This window comes from Bacillus stratosphericus, from assembly GCF_020524495.1.
GTDB classification, from domain to species: Bacteria; Bacillota; Bacilli; order Bacillales; family Bacillaceae; genus Bacillus; species Bacillus stratosphericus_B.
Genome location: NZ_JAIVLB010000014.1, coordinates 52,849 through 72,644 on the forward strand (window position 1 = coordinate 52,849; position 19,796 = coordinate 72,644).

General features: G+C 38.1%; 17 protein-coding genes, 2 pseudogenes and 1 other annotated feature. Of the genes and pseudogenes, 14 read left to right on the forward strand and 5 right to left on the reverse strand.

Going from position 1 to position 19,796, the window contains the following annotated elements; all coding sequences use genetic code 11:
* Positions 1-91 precede the first annotated feature (91 nt).
* The 6 genes and pseudogenes from rplM to LC033_RS07625 form a co-directional block, all read left to right on the forward strand.
* Positions 92-529: a 50S ribosomal protein L13 gene (gene rplM, locus LC033_RS07600; protein WP_226567675.1), complete on the forward strand. Its 438-nt coding sequence runs from the start codon at positions 92-94 to the stop codon at positions 527-529.
* 20 nt (positions 530-549) lie between these two features.
* A complete protein-coding gene (gene rpsI, locus LC033_RS07605; protein ID WP_007496354.1) occupies positions 550-942 on the forward strand; it encodes a 30S ribosomal protein S9 in 393 nt (130 codons plus the stop codon).
* Positions 943-1,483: 541 nt separating this feature from the next.
* Positions 1,484-3,268, forward strand: a complete 1,785-nt coding sequence (locus tag LC033_RS07610) for a restriction endonuclease (RefSeq protein WP_226567676.1) — start codon at positions 1,484-1,486, stop codon at positions 3,266-3,268.
* A 77-nt stretch (positions 3,269-3,345) separates the two neighbouring features.
* The gene (locus LC033_RS07615) at positions 3,346-6,117 is read left to right on the forward strand and encodes a type ISP restriction/modification enzyme (RefSeq protein ID WP_226567677.1); all 2,772 of its coding nucleotides are present in this window, start codon (positions 3,346-3,348) and stop codon (positions 6,115-6,117) included.
* Positions 6,118-6,475: 358 nt separating this feature from the next.
* Positions 6,476-6,697, forward strand: a complete 222-nt coding sequence (locus LC033_RS07620) for a GNAT family N-acetyltransferase (protein WP_226567678.1) — start codon at positions 6,476-6,478, stop codon at positions 6,695-6,697.
* 128 nt (positions 6,698-6,825) lie between these two features.
* Positions 6,826-7,189, forward strand: a pseudogene (locus LC033_RS07625) (helix-turn-helix domain-containing protein); the annotation flags it as partial.
* Between the two features lie 36 nt (positions 7,190-7,225).
* Here the strand turns inward: LC033_RS07625 and LC033_RS07630 are convergent.
* A pseudogene (locus LC033_RS07630) lies at positions 7,226-7,555 on the reverse strand (transposase); the annotation flags it as partial.
* Between the two features lie 179 nt (positions 7,556-7,734).
* On the opposite strand from LC033_RS07630, the gene LC033_RS07635 reads away from it, so the two are divergent.
* The 3 genes from LC033_RS07635 to LC033_RS07645 all read left to right on the forward strand — a co-directional run bounded on the left by LC033_RS07635 (position 7,735) and on the right by LC033_RS07645 (position 11,136).
* Positions 7,735-8,172 (forward strand): thioesterase II family protein, encoded by a 438-nt coding sequence (locus LC033_RS07635; RefSeq protein ID WP_376776423.1) that lies wholly within the window; start codon positions 7,735-7,737, stop codon positions 8,170-8,172.
* 69 nt (positions 8,173-8,241) lie between these two features.
* Positions 8,242-8,477: a binding site (T-box leader), on the forward strand.
* A gap of 55 nt (positions 8,478-8,532) precedes the next feature.
* Positions 8,533-9,777, forward strand: coding sequence for an MFS transporter (locus LC033_RS07640; RefSeq protein WP_226567680.1), 1,245 nt, complete (start codon positions 8,533-8,535; stop codon positions 9,775-9,777).
* A 235-nt stretch (positions 9,778-10,012) separates the two neighbouring features.
* Positions 10,013-11,136, forward strand: a protein-coding gene (locus LC033_RS07645; RefSeq protein ID WP_226567681.1) for an IS3 family transposase whose coding sequence is annotated in 2 segments (ribosomal slippage) — positions 10,013-10,262 and positions 10,262-11,136 — 1,125 coding nt in all. Because the reading frame shifts where the segments join, the coding sequence is not laid out codon by codon here.
* A gap of 728 nt (positions 11,137-11,864) precedes the next feature.
* Here LC033_RS07645 and LC033_RS07650 read toward each other — a convergent pair.
* A complete protein-coding gene (locus tag LC033_RS07650) occupies positions 11,865-12,674 on the reverse strand; it encodes a bifunctional hydroxymethylpyrimidine kinase/phosphomethylpyrimidine kinase (protein WP_226567682.1) in 810 nt (269 codons plus the stop codon).
* Positions 12,675-13,034: 360 nt separating this feature from the next.
* Between LC033_RS07650 and LC033_RS07655 the strand changes: the two genes are divergently transcribed.
* Together LC033_RS07655 and LC033_RS07660 are read left to right on the forward strand one after the other, a co-directional pair.
* Positions 13,035-13,859, forward strand: a complete 825-nt coding sequence (locus tag LC033_RS07655) for a glycosyltransferase family 2 protein (protein WP_226567683.1) — start codon at positions 13,035-13,037, stop codon at positions 13,857-13,859.
* Positions 13,856-14,542 (forward strand): uracil-DNA glycosylase, encoded by a 687-nt coding sequence (locus tag LC033_RS07660; protein WP_226567684.1) that lies wholly within the window; start codon positions 13,856-13,858, stop codon positions 14,540-14,542. The genes LC033_RS07655 and LC033_RS07660 overlap by 4 nt, the downstream gene beginning before the upstream one ends.
* Before the next feature lie 27 nt (positions 14,543-14,569).
* Here LC033_RS07660 and LC033_RS07665 read toward each other — a convergent pair whose 3' ends face one another.
* Positions 14,570-15,928, reverse strand: coding sequence for an aldehyde dehydrogenase (locus tag LC033_RS07665; RefSeq protein ID WP_226567685.1), 1,359 nt, complete (start codon positions 15,926-15,928; stop codon positions 14,570-14,572).
* A gap of 168 nt (positions 15,929-16,096) precedes the next feature.
* Here LC033_RS07665 and LC033_RS07670 point away from each other — a divergent pair, with 168 nt between their 5' ends.
* The 3 genes from LC033_RS07670 to LC033_RS07680 all read left to right on the forward strand — a co-directional run bounded on the left by LC033_RS07670 (position 16,097) and on the right by LC033_RS07680 (position 18,212).
* The gene (locus tag LC033_RS07670) at positions 16,097-16,429 is read left to right on the forward strand and encodes a YwdI family protein (RefSeq protein WP_226567686.1); all 333 of its coding nucleotides are present in this window, start codon (positions 16,097-16,099) and stop codon (positions 16,427-16,429) included.
* Between the two features lie 33 nt (positions 16,430-16,462).
* The gene (locus LC033_RS07675; protein ID WP_226567687.1) at positions 16,463-17,770 is read left to right on the forward strand and encodes a purine/pyrimidine permease; all 1,308 of its coding nucleotides are present in this window, start codon (positions 16,463-16,465) and stop codon (positions 17,768-17,770) included.
* Between the two features lie 70 nt (positions 17,771-17,840).
* Entirely contained in the window at positions 17,841-18,212 is a 372-nt protein-coding gene (locus tag LC033_RS07680; RefSeq protein ID WP_003215282.1) for a DUF423 domain-containing protein, read from the forward strand.
* A 38-nt stretch (positions 18,213-18,250) separates the two neighbouring features.
* Here LC033_RS07680 and LC033_RS07685 read toward each other — a convergent pair whose 3' ends face one another.
* Both LC033_RS07685 and gerQ read right to left on the reverse strand, forming a co-directional pair.
* On the reverse strand, positions 18,251-18,868 hold the full coding sequence (locus tag LC033_RS07685; protein WP_226567688.1) for a cupin domain-containing protein: 618 nt from the start codon (positions 18,866-18,868) through the stop codon (positions 18,251-18,253).
* 130 nt (positions 18,869-18,998) lie between these two features.
* Positions 18,999-19,532, reverse strand: a complete 534-nt coding sequence (gerQ, locus tag LC033_RS07690) for a spore coat protein GerQ (RefSeq protein WP_226567689.1) — start codon at positions 19,530-19,532, stop codon at positions 18,999-19,001.
* Positions 19,533-19,796: the final 264 nt, after the last annotated feature.

Sequence of the window (19,796 nt, forward strand, 5' to 3'; positions counted from 1 at the left end):
CAAATAAGCCCCGGAAACTTATCTGTGTTTTGAAATAGAACGTAGCATTTGATTCAAGGAAAAATCATTGATTTATTTAGGAGGGAAACTCATGCGTACAACACCAATGGCGAACGCAAGCACAATTGAGCGCAAATGGCTAGTTGTTGATGCGGCAGGCAAGACTCTAGGTCGTCTTTCTACTGAAGTAGCATCACTTTTGCGCGGTAAGCATAAACCAACTTATACACCAAACGTTGATACAGGTGATCACGTCATCATCATCAATGCTGAGAAGATTGAATTAACTGGTAAGAAATTGACGGACAAAATTTACTACCGTCACACAATGCACCCAGGTGGTTTGAAACAAAGAACTGCTCTTGAGATGCGTACAAACTACCCTGAAAAAATGTTGGAGCTTGCTATCAAAGGTATGCTTCCAAAGGGTCCACTAGGTCGTCAAATGTTCAAAAAATTAAATGTGTACCGTGGTTCTGAGCATCCACATCAAGCACAACAACCTGAAGTTTACGAACTTCGCGGTTAATTATAAGGGAGGTTAACAATTTGGCACAGGTTCAATATTACGGTACAGGTCGTCGTAAAAGTTCTGTAGCGCGCGTTCGCTTAGTTCCAGGTGAAGGCCGTATCGTCGTTAATAATCGTGAAATTACTGAATACATTCCATTCGCTGCTTTAATCGAAGACGTGAAACAGCCTTTGAACATCACAGAAACAGCTAACAGCTACGATGTTCTTGTAAATGTTCACGGTGGTGGATTCTCTGGTCAAGCTGGAGCAATTCGTCACGGTATCTCTCGTGCTCTTCTAGAAGTAGATCCTGAGTACCGTACACCACTTAAACGTGCTGGACTTCTTACTCGTGACTCTCGTATGAAAGAGCGTAAAAAATACGGTCTTAAAGGCGCACGTAGAGCTCCTCAGTTCTCGAAGCGTTAATCAATTTTATATTGTATGGACGTTTTACAAAGTTTTGTTACAGACAAACTATATAAAAAAGCATCAGCATTTTGCTGGTGCTTTTTTCTGGTAATAAGAATACCTTTGCTGTCTGAATCTTTATATTTTCTATCTGCTTAGCTTAGTACCTATAAATAGGTTCCTACAGTTTGTAGTCCTTCCTATTTTTAGATATTGCTACACTAAGAAACTATTCTCTTTAAGAAATAGTTTTCAATGAAGTGGAGCTGTTTGATTTTGAAACTTAATTACTTGCTCAAAAGTGACTTTAAGCAGGGCTAATTAATTATTAAATCGAATAAAAATTTTATCCCATTGGATATATACCCATGTTATTTATAGGTAATTCCTTTTTAGTAAGAAACAAATTTATTAAACTTTTAAATTTGTGACTGGATTACCTTTAAAAAATTTTAGAAAGTCAGTATTCTTAGAAAAACTATTTCATTTAACATATTTGTTAATTTGCATGTTGAAGTTGATTAAAAAATACCAAGTTAAGAAAGGGTGCAATTGAAATTTGAGCCTTAACAATCTTATTAATCAAATTAACAAAATATCCGATAGCCAGAGGTTAAGGGGAACTTATTTTGAGTATATTGTTCAAGCCTACTTAAAGAATGAGCCCATGTATAAGAATGAGTTTACAAATGTTTGGATGTTAAATGAAGTACCATTAGACCTGGGAATCTCTCATATTGATACAGGGGTCGATCTAGTTGCACAAAAACGTACTGGTGAACTAGTAGCTATTCAGGCTAAGTTCTATGAAGGTACTGTTCAAAAATCTAATATTGATTCTTTCTTGGGAGAATTAGGACGTTCTTATTTTTCATCAGGAATTATCGTTAGTACTACAGATAAATGGGGGAAAAATGCTGAACAGGCATTAGCGGATAGAGAAGACGTTATAAGAATCGGCTTATCTGATTTGAGGAGTTCTCAGATTGATTGGAATCAATTTTCTTTTGCTAGCCCTGAAGAAGTAAAGGTTAGAAAAGCAAAAAAAGTTCGTAAGTATCAACAGGATGCTATAAATGCTGCCTTAACTTATTTTGAAAAAAAAGATCGGGGGCAGTTAATTATGGCTCCTGGTACTGGAAAAACATTTACTAGTTTAAAGTTGACGGAAGCATTGGCAAAAAAGACAAATAAGGAACAGTTTATTGTTTTATATTTGGTTCCAAGTATTCAATTATTAACACAGACTCTAAGAGGTTGGAATAATGATTCTGAAATGTCAATCTCCTCAATGGCTGTAACAAGTGATCGAAATGCAAGTAGAGGGAAAATAAATCAAGATGAAACTAATTTGGTTACTAGAGCCAGTGATATTGGTTATCCAGCTACTACTTCATATAAAAAAGTTGTTTCAAATTATATGGAGCTATCAAAAAAGGATAAAACGGAGTTACTTGTTGTGTTTGGGACATATCAATCAATAGATGTTTTAGGCAATGCGCAAAAACATGGATTTCCTGAATTTGACTTAATAATTGCTGATGAAGCGCATAGAACGACCGGAGCCACTGCATTAGGAGAAGAAGATAGCGCATTTCAAAAAGTTCATTCTGATAATAATGTTAAAGGAAACAAACGTCTTTATCAAACAGCAACCCCTAAATTATATGGAGCAGAAGCTAAAAAAAGAGCAGAGGCATCTTCTGTGGTTATCTCTAGTATGGATGACCCAGAAAGATATGGTGAAGTGTTTTATCGTTTGGGTTTTGGAGATGCGATCTCACAAGACTATTTGACAGATTATAAATTGATGGTACTTGCTGTTGATGAAACCGTTATTCAAAAAGATATGCAAAAATCAATTGCTGATCCCGAAAATGGGTTAGGGATTGATGATATTGGTCGGATTATCGGTATTTGGAATGGCATGATCAAGAGAGAAACATTTTCAAATAAAGTAAGTGGTGATCCTATGAAACGTGCGATAGCCTTTTCTAGGACGATTAAGGACAGTCAAAAAATTACTAATCAGTTTGAAAATGTTGTTAATGATTATCTAAACTTAGAAGGAGGCTATCGTGCAGAAGTTCGACATGTTGACGGAGGTATGAACGCATTAGAGAAGAACGAAGCGCTTGATTGGTTAGCTAGTGAAAATATACCTGATAATTCAGCTCGAATTCTATCCAATGTGCGATTTCTTACTGAGGGAATTGATGTTCCTAATCTGGATGCAATCATCTTCTTATCACCTAGGAAGTCTCAAGTAGATATTGTTCAAGCTGTTGGGAGGATTATCCGTAAATCGACAAAGAATATGGGTACATTATTTTACCCATCGTAATACCTGCCGGAGAAACGCCAGAAACCATTTTAGACAATAACAAAACATATGATGTAATTTGGCAAGTCTTAAATGCTTTGCGATCAGTAGATGAACGTTTTGAAGCAACTGTAAACAAATTGCAGCTTAATAAAACCAAACCAGATAATATTAATTTAATTGGAGTAGGAACTGCACCAGATGAGCCTAACTTTAATCAAAAAGATAGAATCAGTGAGGAGAAAACAGCTTATCAGACTTCTTTAGACTTAGAATGGGAAAAAGTAGAAGGAGCTATTTATGGGAAAATTATCCAAAAAGTTGGGGATAGACGTTATTTAGAAGACTGGTCAGCAGATGTAGCAAAGATTGCTAGAAGACATATGAATTATATTGAAATCATTATCAAGCAGAACTCAGAAGCTAAAAAAGCGTTTGATAAGTTTGTTTCAAGTTTGCGTCATAATATCAATGAATCTATTTCTTATGATCAAGCTATAGAAATGTTGGCACAACATTTGATTACTTTACCAATCTTTGAAGCTTTATTTGATGAATACAGTTTTGTTAGAAATAATCCAGTTGGTTCCTCTATGGAACAGATTATTGAGGAATTTTCGAAATACGGTTTTGAAAAGGAACAAAAAGAACTGATTCCTTTCTATGAATCTGTAAAATTAAGAGCTAGTGGTATAGATAATGCAGAAGCTAAACAAAAGATTATTATTACATTGTATGATAAGTTTTTTAGTACTGGTTTCAAATCAACTACAGAACGGCTAGGTATAGTGTTTACACCAATTGAAGTTGTTGATTTTATTGTTAGATCAGTTGATGATGTATTAAAAAAATATTTCAGGAAGACAATTGCTGATGAGGGTGTGCACATTCTTGATCCTTTTACAGGAACAGGAACCTTTATTGTACGAACTTTGTCGTATTTAAAATCAAAGATGGACATTGGTGAAATAACTTTGGTTGATATAATTCGTAAATATACTCAAGAACTTCATGCCAATGAAATTGTACTACTGAGTTATTATATTGCTGCAATTAATATTGAAGCAACTTTTGATGAGATCAAACATGGTGGGTATAAATCATTTGAAGGGATTGTTCTAACAGACACTTTTGAGAGTATGGAAAATGAAGATACACTTGATGATTCATACTTCGGAACTAATGATGACCGCTTGAGAAAGCAACAAGAGGTACCGATTACTGCGATAATTGGAAATCCACCTTATTCTATTGGACAAAAGGATGTAAATTCTGATGCAAAATCAGTACAGTATCCGGTTTTGCAGAAGTCAATTTTAGATACGTATGCTAAAAATTCAAGTGGGCGAGCTCAAAACACTCTTTACGATTCATATATTCAAGCATTTAGATGGGCAAGTAATAGAATTCAAAGAAAAGGTGTTATTGGATTCGTATCTAACGGTTCTTATATAGACGGCTTAAATACAGATGGTCTTCGCAAATCTCTTCACGAAGAATTCAATTATCTTTATATTTTTAATTTACGAGGTGATCAACGAACTCAGGGGGAGTTTTCTCGTAAAGAAGGTGGAAAAATTTTTGGATCGGGTAGTCGTACACCTATTGCTATAAGTATTTTGGTAAAAGACGGCTCAGATAATCATGAGATATATTATCATGAGATTGGGGATTATCTCAGTCGTGATGAAAAATTAAAAATTTTAAGAGATAGGCAATCAGTTTATGGTATTAATTGGGATATTGTGATACCTGATAAGAATAATGACTGGATTAATCAGCGTGATGAGAATTATTTGAGTTATAAAGCTATGGACGGGGAGATATTCCATTCACGTATTTCTGGTATTGGAACCAAACGTGATGCTTGGGTAGTGAATTTTGGAAAATCATCTCTTCAAAATAATGTGCAGATATTACTTGATGCCTATGAAGAATCACGTAAGATTATTGAGAATGGTGGAAACCATCAGCAAGTTGTTACCGATGAGAAGAGAATTAAATGGAGTCGAGGGCTATGGCAATATGTTGATCGTAAAGAACGAATTGATTATGATCCGCAAAATATAATCGAAGTTATGTATCGTCCATTTACAAAAAAACACCTTTACTATTCACGTGGAATAGTAGAATATCCAGGTAAATTCCATAATTTCGATAATCTAATGATATTTTCAACTGGACGAGGAATTAATAAGGCATATTCAGCAATTATGACAAATATACCGGTAGAATCTGCACTTGAAGATAAGGGTCAAGGCTTTGTGTTAAATGAACTTTCACATGGAGATTCATTGTTTGATAAATCGCTGAACCTTAATGGTATCTCAGGTATGTCACCAGAGGACACTTTTTATTATGTTTACAGTGTACTCCATTCAATAGATTATCGACAAAAATATGCATACGATTTGAAAAAAGCATTACCACGCATTCCGTTGCTTAAAAATAAAGACAAATATGTTGAAATTGGGCGTAAACTTGCTCACTTACATTTGAATTATGAGAGTCAACCAAGTTGGGAAGGAGTCGAGGTTAAATTTACTAGCGCTGAGCCAAGCTATCGTGTTAAGAAAATGAAACATCCAAATAAACATAATTTCGATACAATTATTTTTAATGAAGACATTACTGTTAAGAACATTCCTGAAAGAGCCTATGAATATGTTGTTAATGGCCGACCGGCAATTGAATGGATTATAGATCAATATAAAGTGAAAACTGATAAAAAAACTGGAATTACTGATGATCCTAATGAGTTTTCTGACGATCCTAAATATGTTCTTAATTTGTTGTTATCAATTATCAATGTATCTGTTCAAACTGTTGATTTAGTAAACAGCTTACCACTGATGGAAATAATTGATTGAAAGACAAATCTACATATAACTAATACAAATGTAGAGGGTTTTGAAGAATTTGTATTCAACTAACATCTTTTACGTTTCAAAATGGTATCGATAGCTGATTTTATCCTTACAACCTATTATTTATACTGACAAATATTGATGAAAAAGCATTTTCCTTAACTGGTAGTTCTCAAAACGTTAATCAATTTTATATTGTATGGACGTTTTACAAAGGTTTGTTACAGACAAACCGTATAACAAAAGCATCAGCATTTGCTGGTGCTTTTTATGTGGATAGATCATGACTGGTCTCTTCCTCTTAGATACGTATAAAATATGAGTATAGAAATTTTCTGTTTAAAAAGATGGAGGTTGTCCTATGAATCTAACGACAGAAAGATGTCTCATTCGACCGTTTACTGAGGATGATTGGCAGGATGTCTATGTATATACATCTGATCCGGCAGTGATGAAGTATATTCCGGAAGATGTTTTTTCTAAAGAAGATGCGAAGGAATTTGTCAAAAATAATGGTGATGAAACAGCTAAGAATTTTGCTGTCCTATTAAAAGAAGATCATCCATGCATTGGGCATATGTAAACGCTAGAATAGAGTTAACAGTTTTTTGCTTGATAGGATTTTACACTTTTGCTCAATCAGTCTAATACTTTAGTAAAATAGTTAATGACGTTATTTTACTGGAGGTTAGGAACTTGGAGGAGAAATTAGTGTTGTATTTGAAAATTAAGGATCTTCATAAACAAAAGTTTAAAGTAGCTCAAATTGCGAAAGAGCTTAAGATCTCAAGACCCACTGTCTACAAGTATTTACAGATGACTTTTGAGGAAGCGAAAACTTATACTGAACAACCTGTTGGGAAAAAAAGAAATTAGACAGCTATAAGGACTGGATACTTGCCTGGTTAGAAGAGTATCCTCACTTAAGTGCTGCACAGATACATGATTGGCTACTAGAGAGATCCCCCGCCCTAGCGGTCGGGGGAAGTACTGTAAGATCATATGTTAAAGATATTAGGGAAATCTACCAGATTAGAAGAAGGTAATGGCCCGCCAATACGAGGCCATCCCTCAATAACCCATGGGGAAACAGTGTATTGTCAACACTAAACTAGACAGCTTTTTTAAGGTTCCTAGACTTGTATTCAACTAGACTTAAATAGCCCAAAGTCCCATGGATTCTGATGTGGTTGTACCAGTGCACATAATCAAAAAGTTCAATATCTAGTTGTGCTTGTTTTTCAAAATGGGCATGATTCACAAATTCAGTTTTAATAACCTTAAACATCGCTTCAGCGACGGCATTATCATAAGGTGACCCTTTGAAGCTTAAGGAGCGTTTGATTTGAAAGGTTTTTAAGGCCTCATCCATCAATTTATTCTTAAACTCATTGCCACGGTCTGTGTGAAATAACTCAATATCATTCAGGTTTCCTTTAATAATCTCGCTTCTGGGCTTACCGTTCTCGTGTAATTGACCCATTTGTTGCTTAAATTCTTTTGTAAACGTACGGCGTGTTCGTTTGGTCATAGTAGACGCTCCTTGTATAAGGTTTTAAACAAGTCTATCTGACCTTAATTTATATGTCTAACTCAGTGTAGCCGATTCATAAAAGACTAATTAAAGGTAAAGAAAAAGTTCCCAAACACTTGTTTTTATCTAGTTTCAGAGCACCTCACCTAAAATCAATACAAAGTAAAACATACAATTTACCTGAAGATGAACTGATTGGAAAGCTTGAGGCTCTTAATGGTACCCCGCAACAGATATTGAATAATAACGATTTAAGAAAAATCTTCTTACCAGTAATAAGAGCTGATTTTAAAATTGCGGAAACATATCAAGAAGAAGTAAAAAGTAAATTACCCTTACCTATAACATGTATGCTTGGAGACAATGATACCTTAAAGGTTGAAGAGATACTTCCATGGGCACAATATACTGAAGCAGATTTCACATATGAGGTTTTTACTGGGGATCACTTTTATTTAAATACAAACCTACAGTCTATAGTGGATGATATCCTTTTGAAGTTAAAAGATGAAGTTCAAATTTAATTATATAATGAGTGTTGATTAATTTAGATATATATGGTAATTTGTATAAATGAATATTGAAAATTTTATATTTATGCAATGAAGAGAATAGTAGGTATTTGAATTCTTCACAGAGAGCTCCATCAGCTGAAAAGGAGTAAGAATTTAATATTGAATCAAACCTCAGAGCATCACGGTGGATCTTAAGATTTGTGATATCGTGACGGAAGCTTCCGTTATAAAGTAGATACATTTAATTGTATGAGTAAAGGTTAATTATAATTAATTAACAAACTGGGGTGGCACCACGATGACTCGTCCCCAAGACATGAAAATGTCTTGGGGACGAGTTTTTTATTTTAAAAAGGGGGAGTATTACTTATGAGAGTAAAGAATCTACTAGAGAGCTGGAAATACCCATCAATTTTATTATTTGGAATAGGTGTTTCCAATGTGGGTGATTGGATTTACTTAATTGCATTAAATCTTATTGTACTTGATATGACTGGGTCTCCACTTGCTGTGTCTATCCTTTATATTTTGAAGCCATTGGCAACACTTTTCACAAATGGTTGGGCAGGTAGTGTAATAGATAGGTTGAATAAAAGAAACTTAATGATTGGACTTGATATATTCCGAGCAATTTTTATAGCAATATTGCCAATACTCCCTACAGTATGGGCAATATACGGCATAGTTTTTATTATTAATATGGCCAGTTCAATGTTTGAACCAACCTCAATGACTTACATAACTAAACTCATTCCTAGAGAACAAAGGAAACGCTTTAATTCATTTAGAAGTTTAATAGATTCCGGAGGTTTTTTAATTGGTCCAGCAATCGCAGGATTAATGTTTATGAATGGTACTCCCTTTTTCGCAATATATATGACTGCTATTGCAATATTTATATCAGGTTTAATAACCACTATAATGCCGAACTTAGAGAAAAGTAGAGTAGCAGATATTGAGGAAAGTAAATTAAGCTTAGATTTACTAAAAAAAGATTGGCAAGTTGTTACCAACTTCAGTAAAGCACATGTATTTATCATGACAATATACTTCCTTTTTGGATGTATGATGGTAATGGCAACCGCCATTGACTCTCTTGAGGCAGCTTTCGCTAAAGAAGTACTTTCTCTAACTGATAGTAAATACGGGTTTTTAGTTAGTATAGCCGGTGCAGGTATTGTTGTAGGATCATTGGTTAATACTATTTTCGCGAAAAATTTACGACTTAATAAGCTATTAGGTTTTGGAACTTTACTTGTATCAGTGGGATATATTATTTACGCATTTTCTAATACATTTATAGTTGCTGCTATTGGTTTTTTCGTATTATCATTCTTTCTTGCATTTGCTAATGCTGGGTTCCATACATTCTATCAGAATAATATACCTGTAGACGTTATGGGGAGGGTTGGAAGTGTATATGGTTTAATTGAAGCTTTTCTTATAATTGTTGTTACTACTCTATTTGGTTTCGCAGCTCAATTAATTTCAATAAAAGTAGTCGTAATTATTGGAACATTAATGATGCTAGGGGTTACAGTAGTTATGCTTGCATTTAACCTACAATCCTTAAGATCTAGGTTTTCTTCTACAAAAGCTTCAATTAATTCCTAATATTTTTTAAAACGTGTGAATTTCATAGGGGCCGTCAAGGGTTTCTTTACGGCTCCAATTCTTATTAAGTTTAAGAGCATGACTATAATAGTAAGGGAATAAAGAAGGTGGATCTATCCATATTTCATTGAATTGGTAATAACGATGTAAATGACATAAATCGGCTACACTGAGTTAGACATATAAATTAAGGTCAGATAGACTTGTTTAAAACCTTATACAAGGAGCGTCTACTATGACCAAACGAACACGCCGTACGTTTACAAAAGAATTTAAGCAACAAATGGTTCAATTACACGAGAACGGTAAGCCCAAAAGCGAGATTATTAAAGAGTATGAACTAACCCCGTCTTCATTGGATCGGTGGATCAGTCAGTTTACGAAGAGTGGCTCATTCAAAGAAAAAGATAATCGATCATCTGAAGAAACAGAGCTCATGAAGCTGCGTAAAGAAAACCAACGCCTGGCCATGGAGAATGATATTTTAAAGCAAGCCGCGCTGATCATGGGACGAAAGTAAATGTGATTCACAATAATCGTCACAAATACTCGGTATCAGCAATGTGCGACGTCCTACATCTCCCAAGAAGTACCTTCTATTATGAAGCAAAAACAGTCGAATCAAATGACGATGAACTGGAAGAAGTCATTCGAGACATCTTTTACGAAAACCGTCAAAACTATGGGACACGCAAAATCAAAATTGAACTTAGAAAGCGAGACTGGATTGTATCCATAAGAAAGATTGGCCGTATGATGAACAAGCTTGGCCTTGTTTCAAAATATACAATCGCTCAATTCAAACCTACGAAAAGCTCGTGCAATGAGTCTGAGCAGACGAACGAATTGAACCGAGAATTCCATCAGGATCAAGAGTTGAAAGTCGTGGTTAGTGATTTGACGTATGTCCGTGTGGGTCAAAAATGGCACTACATCTGTGTTTTTGTGGATCTCTTTAATCGCGAAATAATTGGTTTCAGTGCTGGCCCGCGAAAGGATGCGAAGCTTGTCTATCGGGCTTTTTCTTCTATTAAAGGAAACCTGAATGATATTGAGTTATTTCACACAGACCGTGGCAATGAGTTTAAGAATAAATTGATGGATGAGGCCTTAAAAACCTTTCAAATCAAACGCTCCTTAAGCTTCAAAGGGTCACCTTATGATAATGCCGTCGCTGAAGCGATGTTTAAGGTTATTAAAACTGAATTTGTGAATCATGCCCATTTTGAAAAACAAGCACAACTAGATATTGAACTTTTTAATTATGTGCACTGGTACAACCACATCAGAATCCATGGGACTTTGGGCTATTTAAGTCTAGTTGAATACAAGTCTAGGAACCTTAAAAAAGCTGTCTAGTTTAGTGTTGACAATACACTTTATTCTCTGCTAAGCTTAAGGGACCTGATAATATAGAAGTTTCCACTTCAGAAAACATGAAATTAAAATCACTATATTTTAGAAAAAGTCAATTGGATAAACTAAGCTATTTCTCTAAAAGAATGGAGCTAAGTGAATCTGAAGTCATAAGAAAAGCATTAGATGATTATTTAAATAAACACATGTATGAAAATTAAAAACTCTCCATTGGTTAAGAAGCTGTCCATAGGTCATCATTTTTGACCTTTTGACAGCCTCTTTTCTCTTGGTTAATAGCTCATTACCTGTAAAAAAACAGGAAAGGAAGGTAGTTTTCTTAGACTTTTTGCCCTGTTTTTATTTGTTTTTGTCTTACCCATTTTTTCAAATTATGCGCAGCACAATGAAAATTTTACTCAAAAGGATAAGAATAGTAGGATGTGATCTATCATATAGATTGGCATCCTTTTCTAGAGAAGAGTGAGGTATGCCCAAATCATAAAATTTGTATGATTTGGGTTTTTAGTATGAATAAATATTCACCTAAAATGGTAAAAGTAGTTATTTATATTTTGTTTTTTCACTATACCCCGAGTTGATCATTCTGGATTTATCAAACAATTGTATGATCTTGAGAAAATATATTAAAAACCAAATGAGGTCTGTTTTAAAATATCGATAAACAAAAAACCGATTCACCCAAAAAAGGCGGATCGGTTTTTCCTGTTTTATTTGTCAAAACGGTGAGCGGAATGTTTGGTTGGCCCAATGTATTCATTTAGCTGGAAAGAGCTTCTGATAGCAGCTGTGATGAATTCTTTTGCTGCATAAATGGCTTCCTTCACATCTGATCCATTCGCCAGTTCGGCTGTGACTGCTGCTGAGAATGTGCAGCCTGCGCCGTGTGTGTATTGTGTGTCGATTTTATCAGATTCAAGGCGTTCGAAGGTTTGTCCATCATAAAGCAAATCAATCGCATGATCTTGAATTAGCTTGCCGCCTCCAGTGATGACCACATACTTTGCACCAAGTTCGTGTATGCGTTTTGCTGCTTCTTCCATTTGTTCGATCGTTTTGATCTCACCGATTCCACTCAATTGCCCTGCTTCGAAAAGGTTAGGTGTGATGACGGTAGCTAGTTGCGTGAGCTTTTCGCGCAGTGCTTCAGCGTGCTCAGGGTACAGGACTTCGTTCGCACCCTTACAAACCATAACAGGATCAATGACGACATTTTTCAAATCATATGTTTTGATCGTTTCAGCTGCGAGTTCAATCACGTCCACCGTTGGGAGCATGCCTGTTTTCAGAGCATCTACACCAATGCCTTCCACAATGGTAGAGAGCTGCGCACGAATGGTTGCTGTATCGATTGGAAACACCTGATGATCCCAATGGTTATGGGGATCCATTGCAACGACAACTGTTAAAGCTGTCATCCCGTAGACGTTTTTTTCTTGAAACGTTTTTAAATCTGCTTGGATACCTGCACCGCCGCTTGAGTCCGAACCTGCGATGGTGAGTGCTTTATTCATAGACATAGTTGCTGAACCTCCAATGTGATGTGTAACAGTTACTGTGCTATCTCTTATTATAATCAGCTCTTCCATTTATCACAACGAAACGGCAAAAAAAGAGTTCCTCTCTTTTCGGGAACGCTTCATTCCCTTATTTTTTACAAATCACCAATTTATCTTTTTTCAGTTCCTCCAAAAGCGTTAAGGCTAACTATAATCTTTCGCTTCTTTGCTATTCTCTACCGTGAAATATTCATAGTGATCACTCCTTGTCATCAAAAATTCCCATCTACTCGCAAGATCAAACCGCCTTTTATATCATGAGAAGAAAGTCAATTTATGTTTTAATGAAAAAGACGATTTTATTAAAGGAGTAAGGCCAATATGAAGATTTCCTTATTAATTGTGACACATAACCGGCTCAATGCGCTGTGTGAGCTGCTTGAATCCATCTCGAGACAGACTGTGCAGCCTTTTGAAATTATGGTAGTGAATGATGCAGGAGAGCGAGTGGATATCATTCATGAACTTTATCCTGAGCTTCCGATCCGCTTGATTCATTTAGATGAGAATGTCCAGCACGTGAATGCAAGAAATGTTGGGATGAGGGAGCTTGCAGGAGATGTCATCATGCTAAGTGACGACGATGATTACTTTACACCATGTCACATAGAACGTATGAGCAAGGCGCTGGAAGCCGCCGATTTTGTCTTTTCTGACGCAGAAATTGTTTCGTTTGAAGAAAAAGGCGCTACTCGTTTTCCGGTATCGAGACGTTTGTTTGCTTATACAGCGGACATTGAAGATATGCGTGTCTTTTCTACATATGTCCCTTCTGGCAGTATGTACAAACGCCACATACACGATGAGATTGGTTACTTTGATCCAGTCATGCATCATTACTGGGATTGGGATTTTTTCTTGCGCGTATCACAGCATGCACGAGTAAAACAAGTGCATGCTGCCAGCGTGATCTATGCGTTCTTTAACGGCGATAGGAATCAGTCTAGAGACCTCGGTGAAACAAGGAAGAACTACTTAGATGATCTAAGTGAAAAGCATGAACTGGGTGATCTGCCGACAGCGAACTTTGCTGCCTTATTAGAAGAACCAGCGATGAAAAAACGAGAATCAGAGAGTGAGATTGTATGGGATGGAAAACCGATGATCTCAAGATTGGTACAGCAGACAGGAGGAGAAGCGCAATGAAGCCATTTTTAAATGATAGCTGGTGGGCTGCTATGAAAAGTGAATTTGAACAGCCGTACTATCAGGAATTACGTGAGTGGGTGAAGGAAGAATATCGTACGCAGATGGTCTTTCCAAAACCAGTTGACATTTATCGTGCCCTTCATTTGACGTCGTATGAAGACGTCAAGGTGGTGATTTTGGGACAAGACCCTTATCATGGCCCAGGGCAGGCACATGGATTAAGCTTTTCTGTTCAGCCTGGTGTCAAGCAGCCGCCATCTTTGAGAAATATTTTTCAGGAGCTAAAGGATGATCTCGGCTGTCCTGTCCCAAACCATGGCTCACTTGTGAGCTGGGCAGAGCAGGGTGTTCTGCTTTTAAACACCGTGTTAACTGTGAGAAAGGGTGAAGCGAATTCGCATAAACGAAAGGGCTGGGAACGTGTGACAGACCGTGTCATTGATGTGCTAAATGAACGTGATCAACCCGTCGTCTTTGTATTATGGGGCAGACATGCTCAAAATAAAAAAGAACGCATTGATCAAACCAAGCATTACATCATTGAATCACCTCACCCAAGTCCTTTTTCTGCAAGGAACGGTTTTTTTGGGAGCCGGCCCTTTTCTCAGGCAAATGCGTATTTAAAGCAAATGGGGCTTGACGAAATCAACTGGTGTATCAAGAATATCGAATCAAAATAGGACGGGGGAAAAGCCCCTTCGTCCTGTTTATTTAAAAAATTTGCGGACAATCTCAAGTCCGTTTTTCGCATTTGGATAACGGAAGGAAAAATCGAAGCGATTGGTCTGGCGCAGGACGCTCTTTTCATGTGTAAAGGTAAAAAAGCTTTCCTTCCCATGATATCGTCCCATGCCGCTTTCACCGACGCCGCCAAATGGCAAGTAAGGGGTGGCAACATGCATCAGCGTGTCATTGATGCAGCCTCCGCCAAATGATAGGTTGTCTAGAATATATACTTCTGTTTCTTTACTTGTTGTAAATAAGTAAAGAGCGAGTGGCTTCGGTCTTGCCTTGACCATGTCAGCGGCCTTATGCAGAGAATCAAATGTCATGACAGGCAGAATAGGTCCGAAAATTTCCTCCTGCATCACGGGATCTTCCCACGTGATGTGATCTAAAATGGTCGGTGCGATTTTGAGCTCTTGTTCATTGCGCTGTCCACCCGTCACAATCGTGCCATTTGAGAGAAATTGTGAGAGTCTGTCAAAATGACGCTGGCTGACATTTTTTCCAAAGTGCGGATGCGTTTCGGGTTGGTCACCGTAAAAGTCACGGATACAGGTGGTCATTTCAAGCAATAGGTCTTCTTTGATGGATTCATGGACAAGTAAATAGTCTGGTGCAATGCATGTTTGACCAGCATTGGTGAATTTTCCAAACGTGATACGCTTCGCAGTGAGCTTGATGTCTGCATCAGGCATGACAATGCAGGGGCTTTTTCCGCCAAGCTCAAGTGTGACAGGTGTGAGATGCTTTGCGGCCGCTTCCATGACGACTTTGCCGACGGCTACACTTCCAGTAAAGAAAATATAATCAAATGGCAGTTTCAGCAGCTCTGTACTGACATCCACACCGCCTTCAACGACTGCTGCATGCTCTTCTTTAAACACACGTTCCACAATCATACCAATCACTTTTGAGACTTGCGGCGTTAATTCTGATGGTTTTAATGTGACCGCATTTCCTGCAGAAATGGCTCCAACTAATGGAGAAATGGCCAATTGGAAAGGATAGTTCCAAGGGGCAATAATGAGAACACTTCCGTATGGTTCCTTCATAATCATGCTTTTCGATCCGATATGGGTCAGAGGTGTTTTTGCACGGGATGGTTTGGCCCATTTGTGAAGATGTTTGACTGTATGATTGATCTCTTCATATACCATCCCAATCTCTGTTGTATATGCTTCCTGTTCCGATTTATGTAAATCATGGGCTAAGGCCTGTAAAATGTCCTTTTCATGCTGTTTGATTTCAGATTTCAGGTTTTTAAGGAGGCGTATACGTTCTTGAACCGCCGGCTTATGAAAGACTTTTTGTTTGTTAAAAAGAGCAGTGAGCTTGTCCATCATTCAAATCCTTTCATAGACGATTTTGTTCCTTTTATTATGTGTGAATCACCGATACGGGTCAAATAAGAGGACATAAGCGCACGGCTTTGAAAAAATGAGCCCATTCGATTTGTTCATTTGGTAAAATAATATTGAAAACGATTTTTTTGATTGGAGGGTCTACCCTTGAATATTCATATATCAAGTCTGCTTCAAAAAATGGAGGAAGCGATTCAAAAAGCGAAACAAAGTGGAAATGATGAAGAGGTGAAACGTCAAGTGGCAGCGATTTCTTCGTTGTGTGATGTTATTCTCGACGCACCAACACTGGGGCAAATGCCGCAGTCGTCTGTCATTTCGCCATCGCCATCTATATCTACACCATCTGCTCCATCCGTGTCTACGGATCAAGCCATGCTTGAGAAGCTGATGGGTGCTAGTGGTGCAAAAAAATTTCATCAGAAAGAAGAGTGTCAAAAAGAGAGAGGCGGGAACGGCGACTCTATTTTTGATTTTTAATGGTCTTGTCACGACAAAGGGAAGGTGATCGGGTTGAAACTATTTTTGGGCGCCATTCAGTGGATGGCATTTTTTATCGCAGCTTCTATTGCCGTACCAATTGCGATTGCACAAGCATTTGAATTGAACCAAGTGCAGTCTGCGGAGCTGATTCAGAGTACATTCTTTTCACTTGGACTTGTGGCGATGGTGCAGTGTTTGTGCGGCCATATGCTGCCGATCAATGAAAGTCCAGCTGGGCTTTGGTGGGGTGTGTATACCCTTTATGCAGGCATGACAGGAACAATTTTTGCGACGTATCCTGAAACCTTGCAAGCTTTACAAGGGGCTTTAATTTTTAGTGCGGCGTTCTTTTTTATTTTTAGTCTATTTAAAATCATTAATTGGCTTGCGTCTTTATTTACGCCAGTTGTCACAGGCATTTACCTGCTGCTGCTTGTTGTGCAGTTAAGTCAGCCGATCATGAAAGGGCTGATGGGTATCGGCTATCGGGGAAATCAGGTGGATGGGCTTGTCTTTTGTCTATCGATGTTGATTATTGTCATCACCTTCATGATCAGCCGCTCAAAATGGCATTACTTAAGGCAGTTTTCTGTGTTATTTGCACTTGCAGGTGGATGGCTGTTATTCGCTCTACTCGGATTGGCGAAGCCGGTTCGAATACCTGAGCATATCATCGAGTTTCCGAAGCTGTTCCCATTCGGCATGCCGGTCTTTGACAGTGGATTGCTTGTCACGTCCTTTTTTATTACGATCTTACTCATTGTGAATATGCTGGCAAGTATTCGAATTGTGGAAAGTTCAGTGAAGGCATTTGGTGAACTGCGTGAACGAAAAAGAGCTCGCCCTGCTGGTTTTGTTGCCGCATTTGGTCATTTGCTGAGCGGGATGATTGGTGCGGTTGCGCCTGTACCTATTTCGGGGGCAGCAGGCTTTATACAGACAACAAAAATTCCATCGAGAAAGCCATTTTTTCTCGGAAGTCTGCTTATTGTGTTGATTAGTTTATTTCCATTATTGATGAGCTTTTTCTCTGCATTGCCGTCACCTGTGGGGCTTGCTGTGAACTTTGTGGTGTTCTCCTCTATGATTGGGATTGCCATGTCTGAATTTGATCAGTATGAAAAGGAAGAAATCCCGAGAATTCGCTTTGTCCTTGGTATTGCTGTTTTATCAGGTGTGGGGGCGATGTTTGTGCCGCAGGGAGCCTTGCAAGGCATGCATCCTGTGCTGATTTCTTTATTAAGCAATGGTCTTGTTCTAGGCACGCTCATTGCGATCGTGGTCGATCAAGTCTTGTTACGAAAGGAGAAGAAATCCGACAATCTCTTGTCAACGTAAAGGGAAAGTTGAATGTCGGATGTGAACTGCGCTATGATAAACATAATTGACGAGATAAGGAGAATGACGAATGAAACTATTTTTCATATTAGGTGCAATTAACGCCATGCTTGCTGTTGGGCTTGGAGCCTTCGGTGCACATGGATTGGAAGGGAAAATCCCTGAAAAGTATATTGAGATTTGGAATAAAGGGGTTCAATATCAGATGTTCCATGCCATTGGTCTATTTATTGTCGCCTTTCTTGCAGATAAGCTGTCAGGTGTGTCTCTCGTTCCGACCGCTGGCTGGGTGATGCTTGCAGGCATTCTTTTCTTCTCGGGAAGCCTTTATGTGCTTGCCTTGACTCAGGTGAAGATTCTTGGTGCTATTACGCCAATTGGAGGAGTGGCATTTATCGCTTCTTGGATCATGCTTGTCATTGCAGCAGCAAAAAATTTATAAGTCAAAACCGATGTTTTGATAGGGGCAGGGGTTTTTTCTTAACTCCAGTAAGGAGAATAGTTAGGCGGTGCTTGATAATAAGGGACGTAGTGAGAAGGAGGGACAGGGTGTGTTTGCGCCTCGTCCTCTCGGTGGCAGAACGATCCGATAAACGCACTGGGTTTCACAGGCTGTGTCGCCTGCTTCCACTGTGTTTCGTTCATGCAATAAGTATGTGCCATAATGTGAGCTGGGGTAAGAGTGAGAAGGTCTGAGCCTAGGATCACTTCTGGCGTAGATGCGTTAAAAATGGCTAACAAATGGGTTTTGTCCTGCAGAGCGACTTCATAGTGCCACCAACCTTGAGGTACGTTTGCTACCTGTCCAGGGCTAATGGTATAGGTGTGCAGCTTTTTTGTGAATGGATTCAGCATACATACATTGGCAGAACCGGCTATACAATAAACAAGCTCTGCGGCATTTTGATGATAGTGAGGCTCTACTACTTTATTTTTACTCAAATATATATCCAGCAGGGATACTTGATCCAACGAGTTTAATTGTTTTTTTCCTAAAACATTAATGAGATTATGTTGATCATATTTCACAAGGGTGCTTTGATTCAGATCAAATGAATAATTGACATTCGGTGATGTATAATCCAGCTCAACAGTCATTGATGTCACCTCTAGGCTTTTAATAAAAACTACTAGGCATCTTATGAGCGGTGCCTGAAAGTTGTGTCAAAAACCTAGTTAAAAGATAAAAAGCAAGGGCGTCTGCGCCTTGCTTTTGCCATGCTTGATGTTATCTCGGAGAATACGTTGACATCGAGTGTGGATAGTCATATTGAATTTCCCCATCAAACGTAATGTAATCAAGATAGATGGTTAACAGTAAGTATCGTGTCCCTGTTTTGTTATCACTAATGATAATGTGGTCACGTCCTGCGGCTTCAATGACTCCTCTAAAAATCTTCGAATTCCACTCTTTACTCGCCTCAAACGTCATATAAATCGTGGCTACCTTTCCACGGTTCAATCTTAAAATATTTTCAATATAGGACTGCTCAATTGGCAGCTGACCGGTGACATTCTGTTGATAAATGGGGCCAGAAGGAATTTGATATGGCTGTCCGCCGCTCTGCGCGCCTTGGCCTCCTTGTGAAATACCAGTGGACGGCATTGGAGAATACCCTTGCTGCATTTGACCCTGTGTTTGGGGAGGGACTGAATAACCCATCTGCTGCGCAGGATACGGATTTGCTCCATATTGTTGCTGGCGAAAATCCTGACCTCCATCGAAACCCGAACCTTGCCCAAATTGATTTTTCAATTTCATAACGTTCCTCCTCTTTCCTCATGATGTTCTAAACAGAAGGCGTTTAGGTGCCTGTTGTTCCCATAGTTTTCTTTCTCTTTTTCACAATATGAGACAGGAGGGGAGAATATGTACATTGAAAAAAAGGAACTGCTTGGAGCAGTTCTCAGCTTGTAGACAAAGTCTACAAGCTTTTTTGTATAATAAGGGTAATAACACAATTCTGCGGGGGATGAACATGTTATCGAAACGTGAAGAAGAGAGAAGAAATCAATTAGAAGTAGT

Bases quoted from the DNA above. Each gene is read 5' to 3' on its own strand.
- LC033_RS07685 (WP_226567688.1), bottom strand. From the start codon at position 18,868: ATGACTGTTGAGCTGGATTATACATCACCGAATGTCAATTATTCATTT.
- rplM (WP_226567675.1), top strand. From the start codon at position 92: ATGCGTACAACACCAATGGCGAACGCAAGCACAATTGAGCGCAAATGG.
- LC033_RS07640 (WP_226567680.1), top strand. From the start codon at position 8,533: ATGAGAGTAAAGAATCTACTAGAGAGCTGGAAATACCCATCAATTTTA.
- LC033_RS07660 (WP_226567684.1), top strand. From the start codon at position 13,856: ATGAAGCCATTTTTAAATGATAGCTGGTGGGCTGCTATGAAAAGTGAA.
- LC033_RS07655 (WP_226567683.1), top strand. From the start codon at position 13,035: ATGAAGATTTCCTTATTAATTGTGACACATAACCGGCTCAATGCGCTG.
- gerQ (WP_226567689.1), bottom strand. From the start codon at position 19,532: ATGAAATTGAAAAATCAATTTGGGCAAGGTTCGGGTTTCGATGGAGGT.
- LC033_RS07620 (WP_226567678.1), top strand. From the start codon at position 6,476: ATGAATCTAACGACAGAAAGATGTCTCATTCGACCGTTTACTGAGGAT.
- LC033_RS07650 (WP_226567682.1), bottom strand. From the start codon at position 12,674: ATGTCTATGAATAAAGCACTCACCATCGCAGGTTCGGACTCAAGCGGC.
- LC033_RS07680 (WP_003215282.1), top strand. From the start codon at position 17,841: ATGAAACTATTTTTCATATTAGGTGCAATTAACGCCATGCTTGCTGTT.
- LC033_RS07665 (WP_226567685.1), bottom strand. From the start codon at position 15,928: ATGGACAAGCTCACTGCTCTTTTTAACAAACAAAAAGTCTTTCATAAG.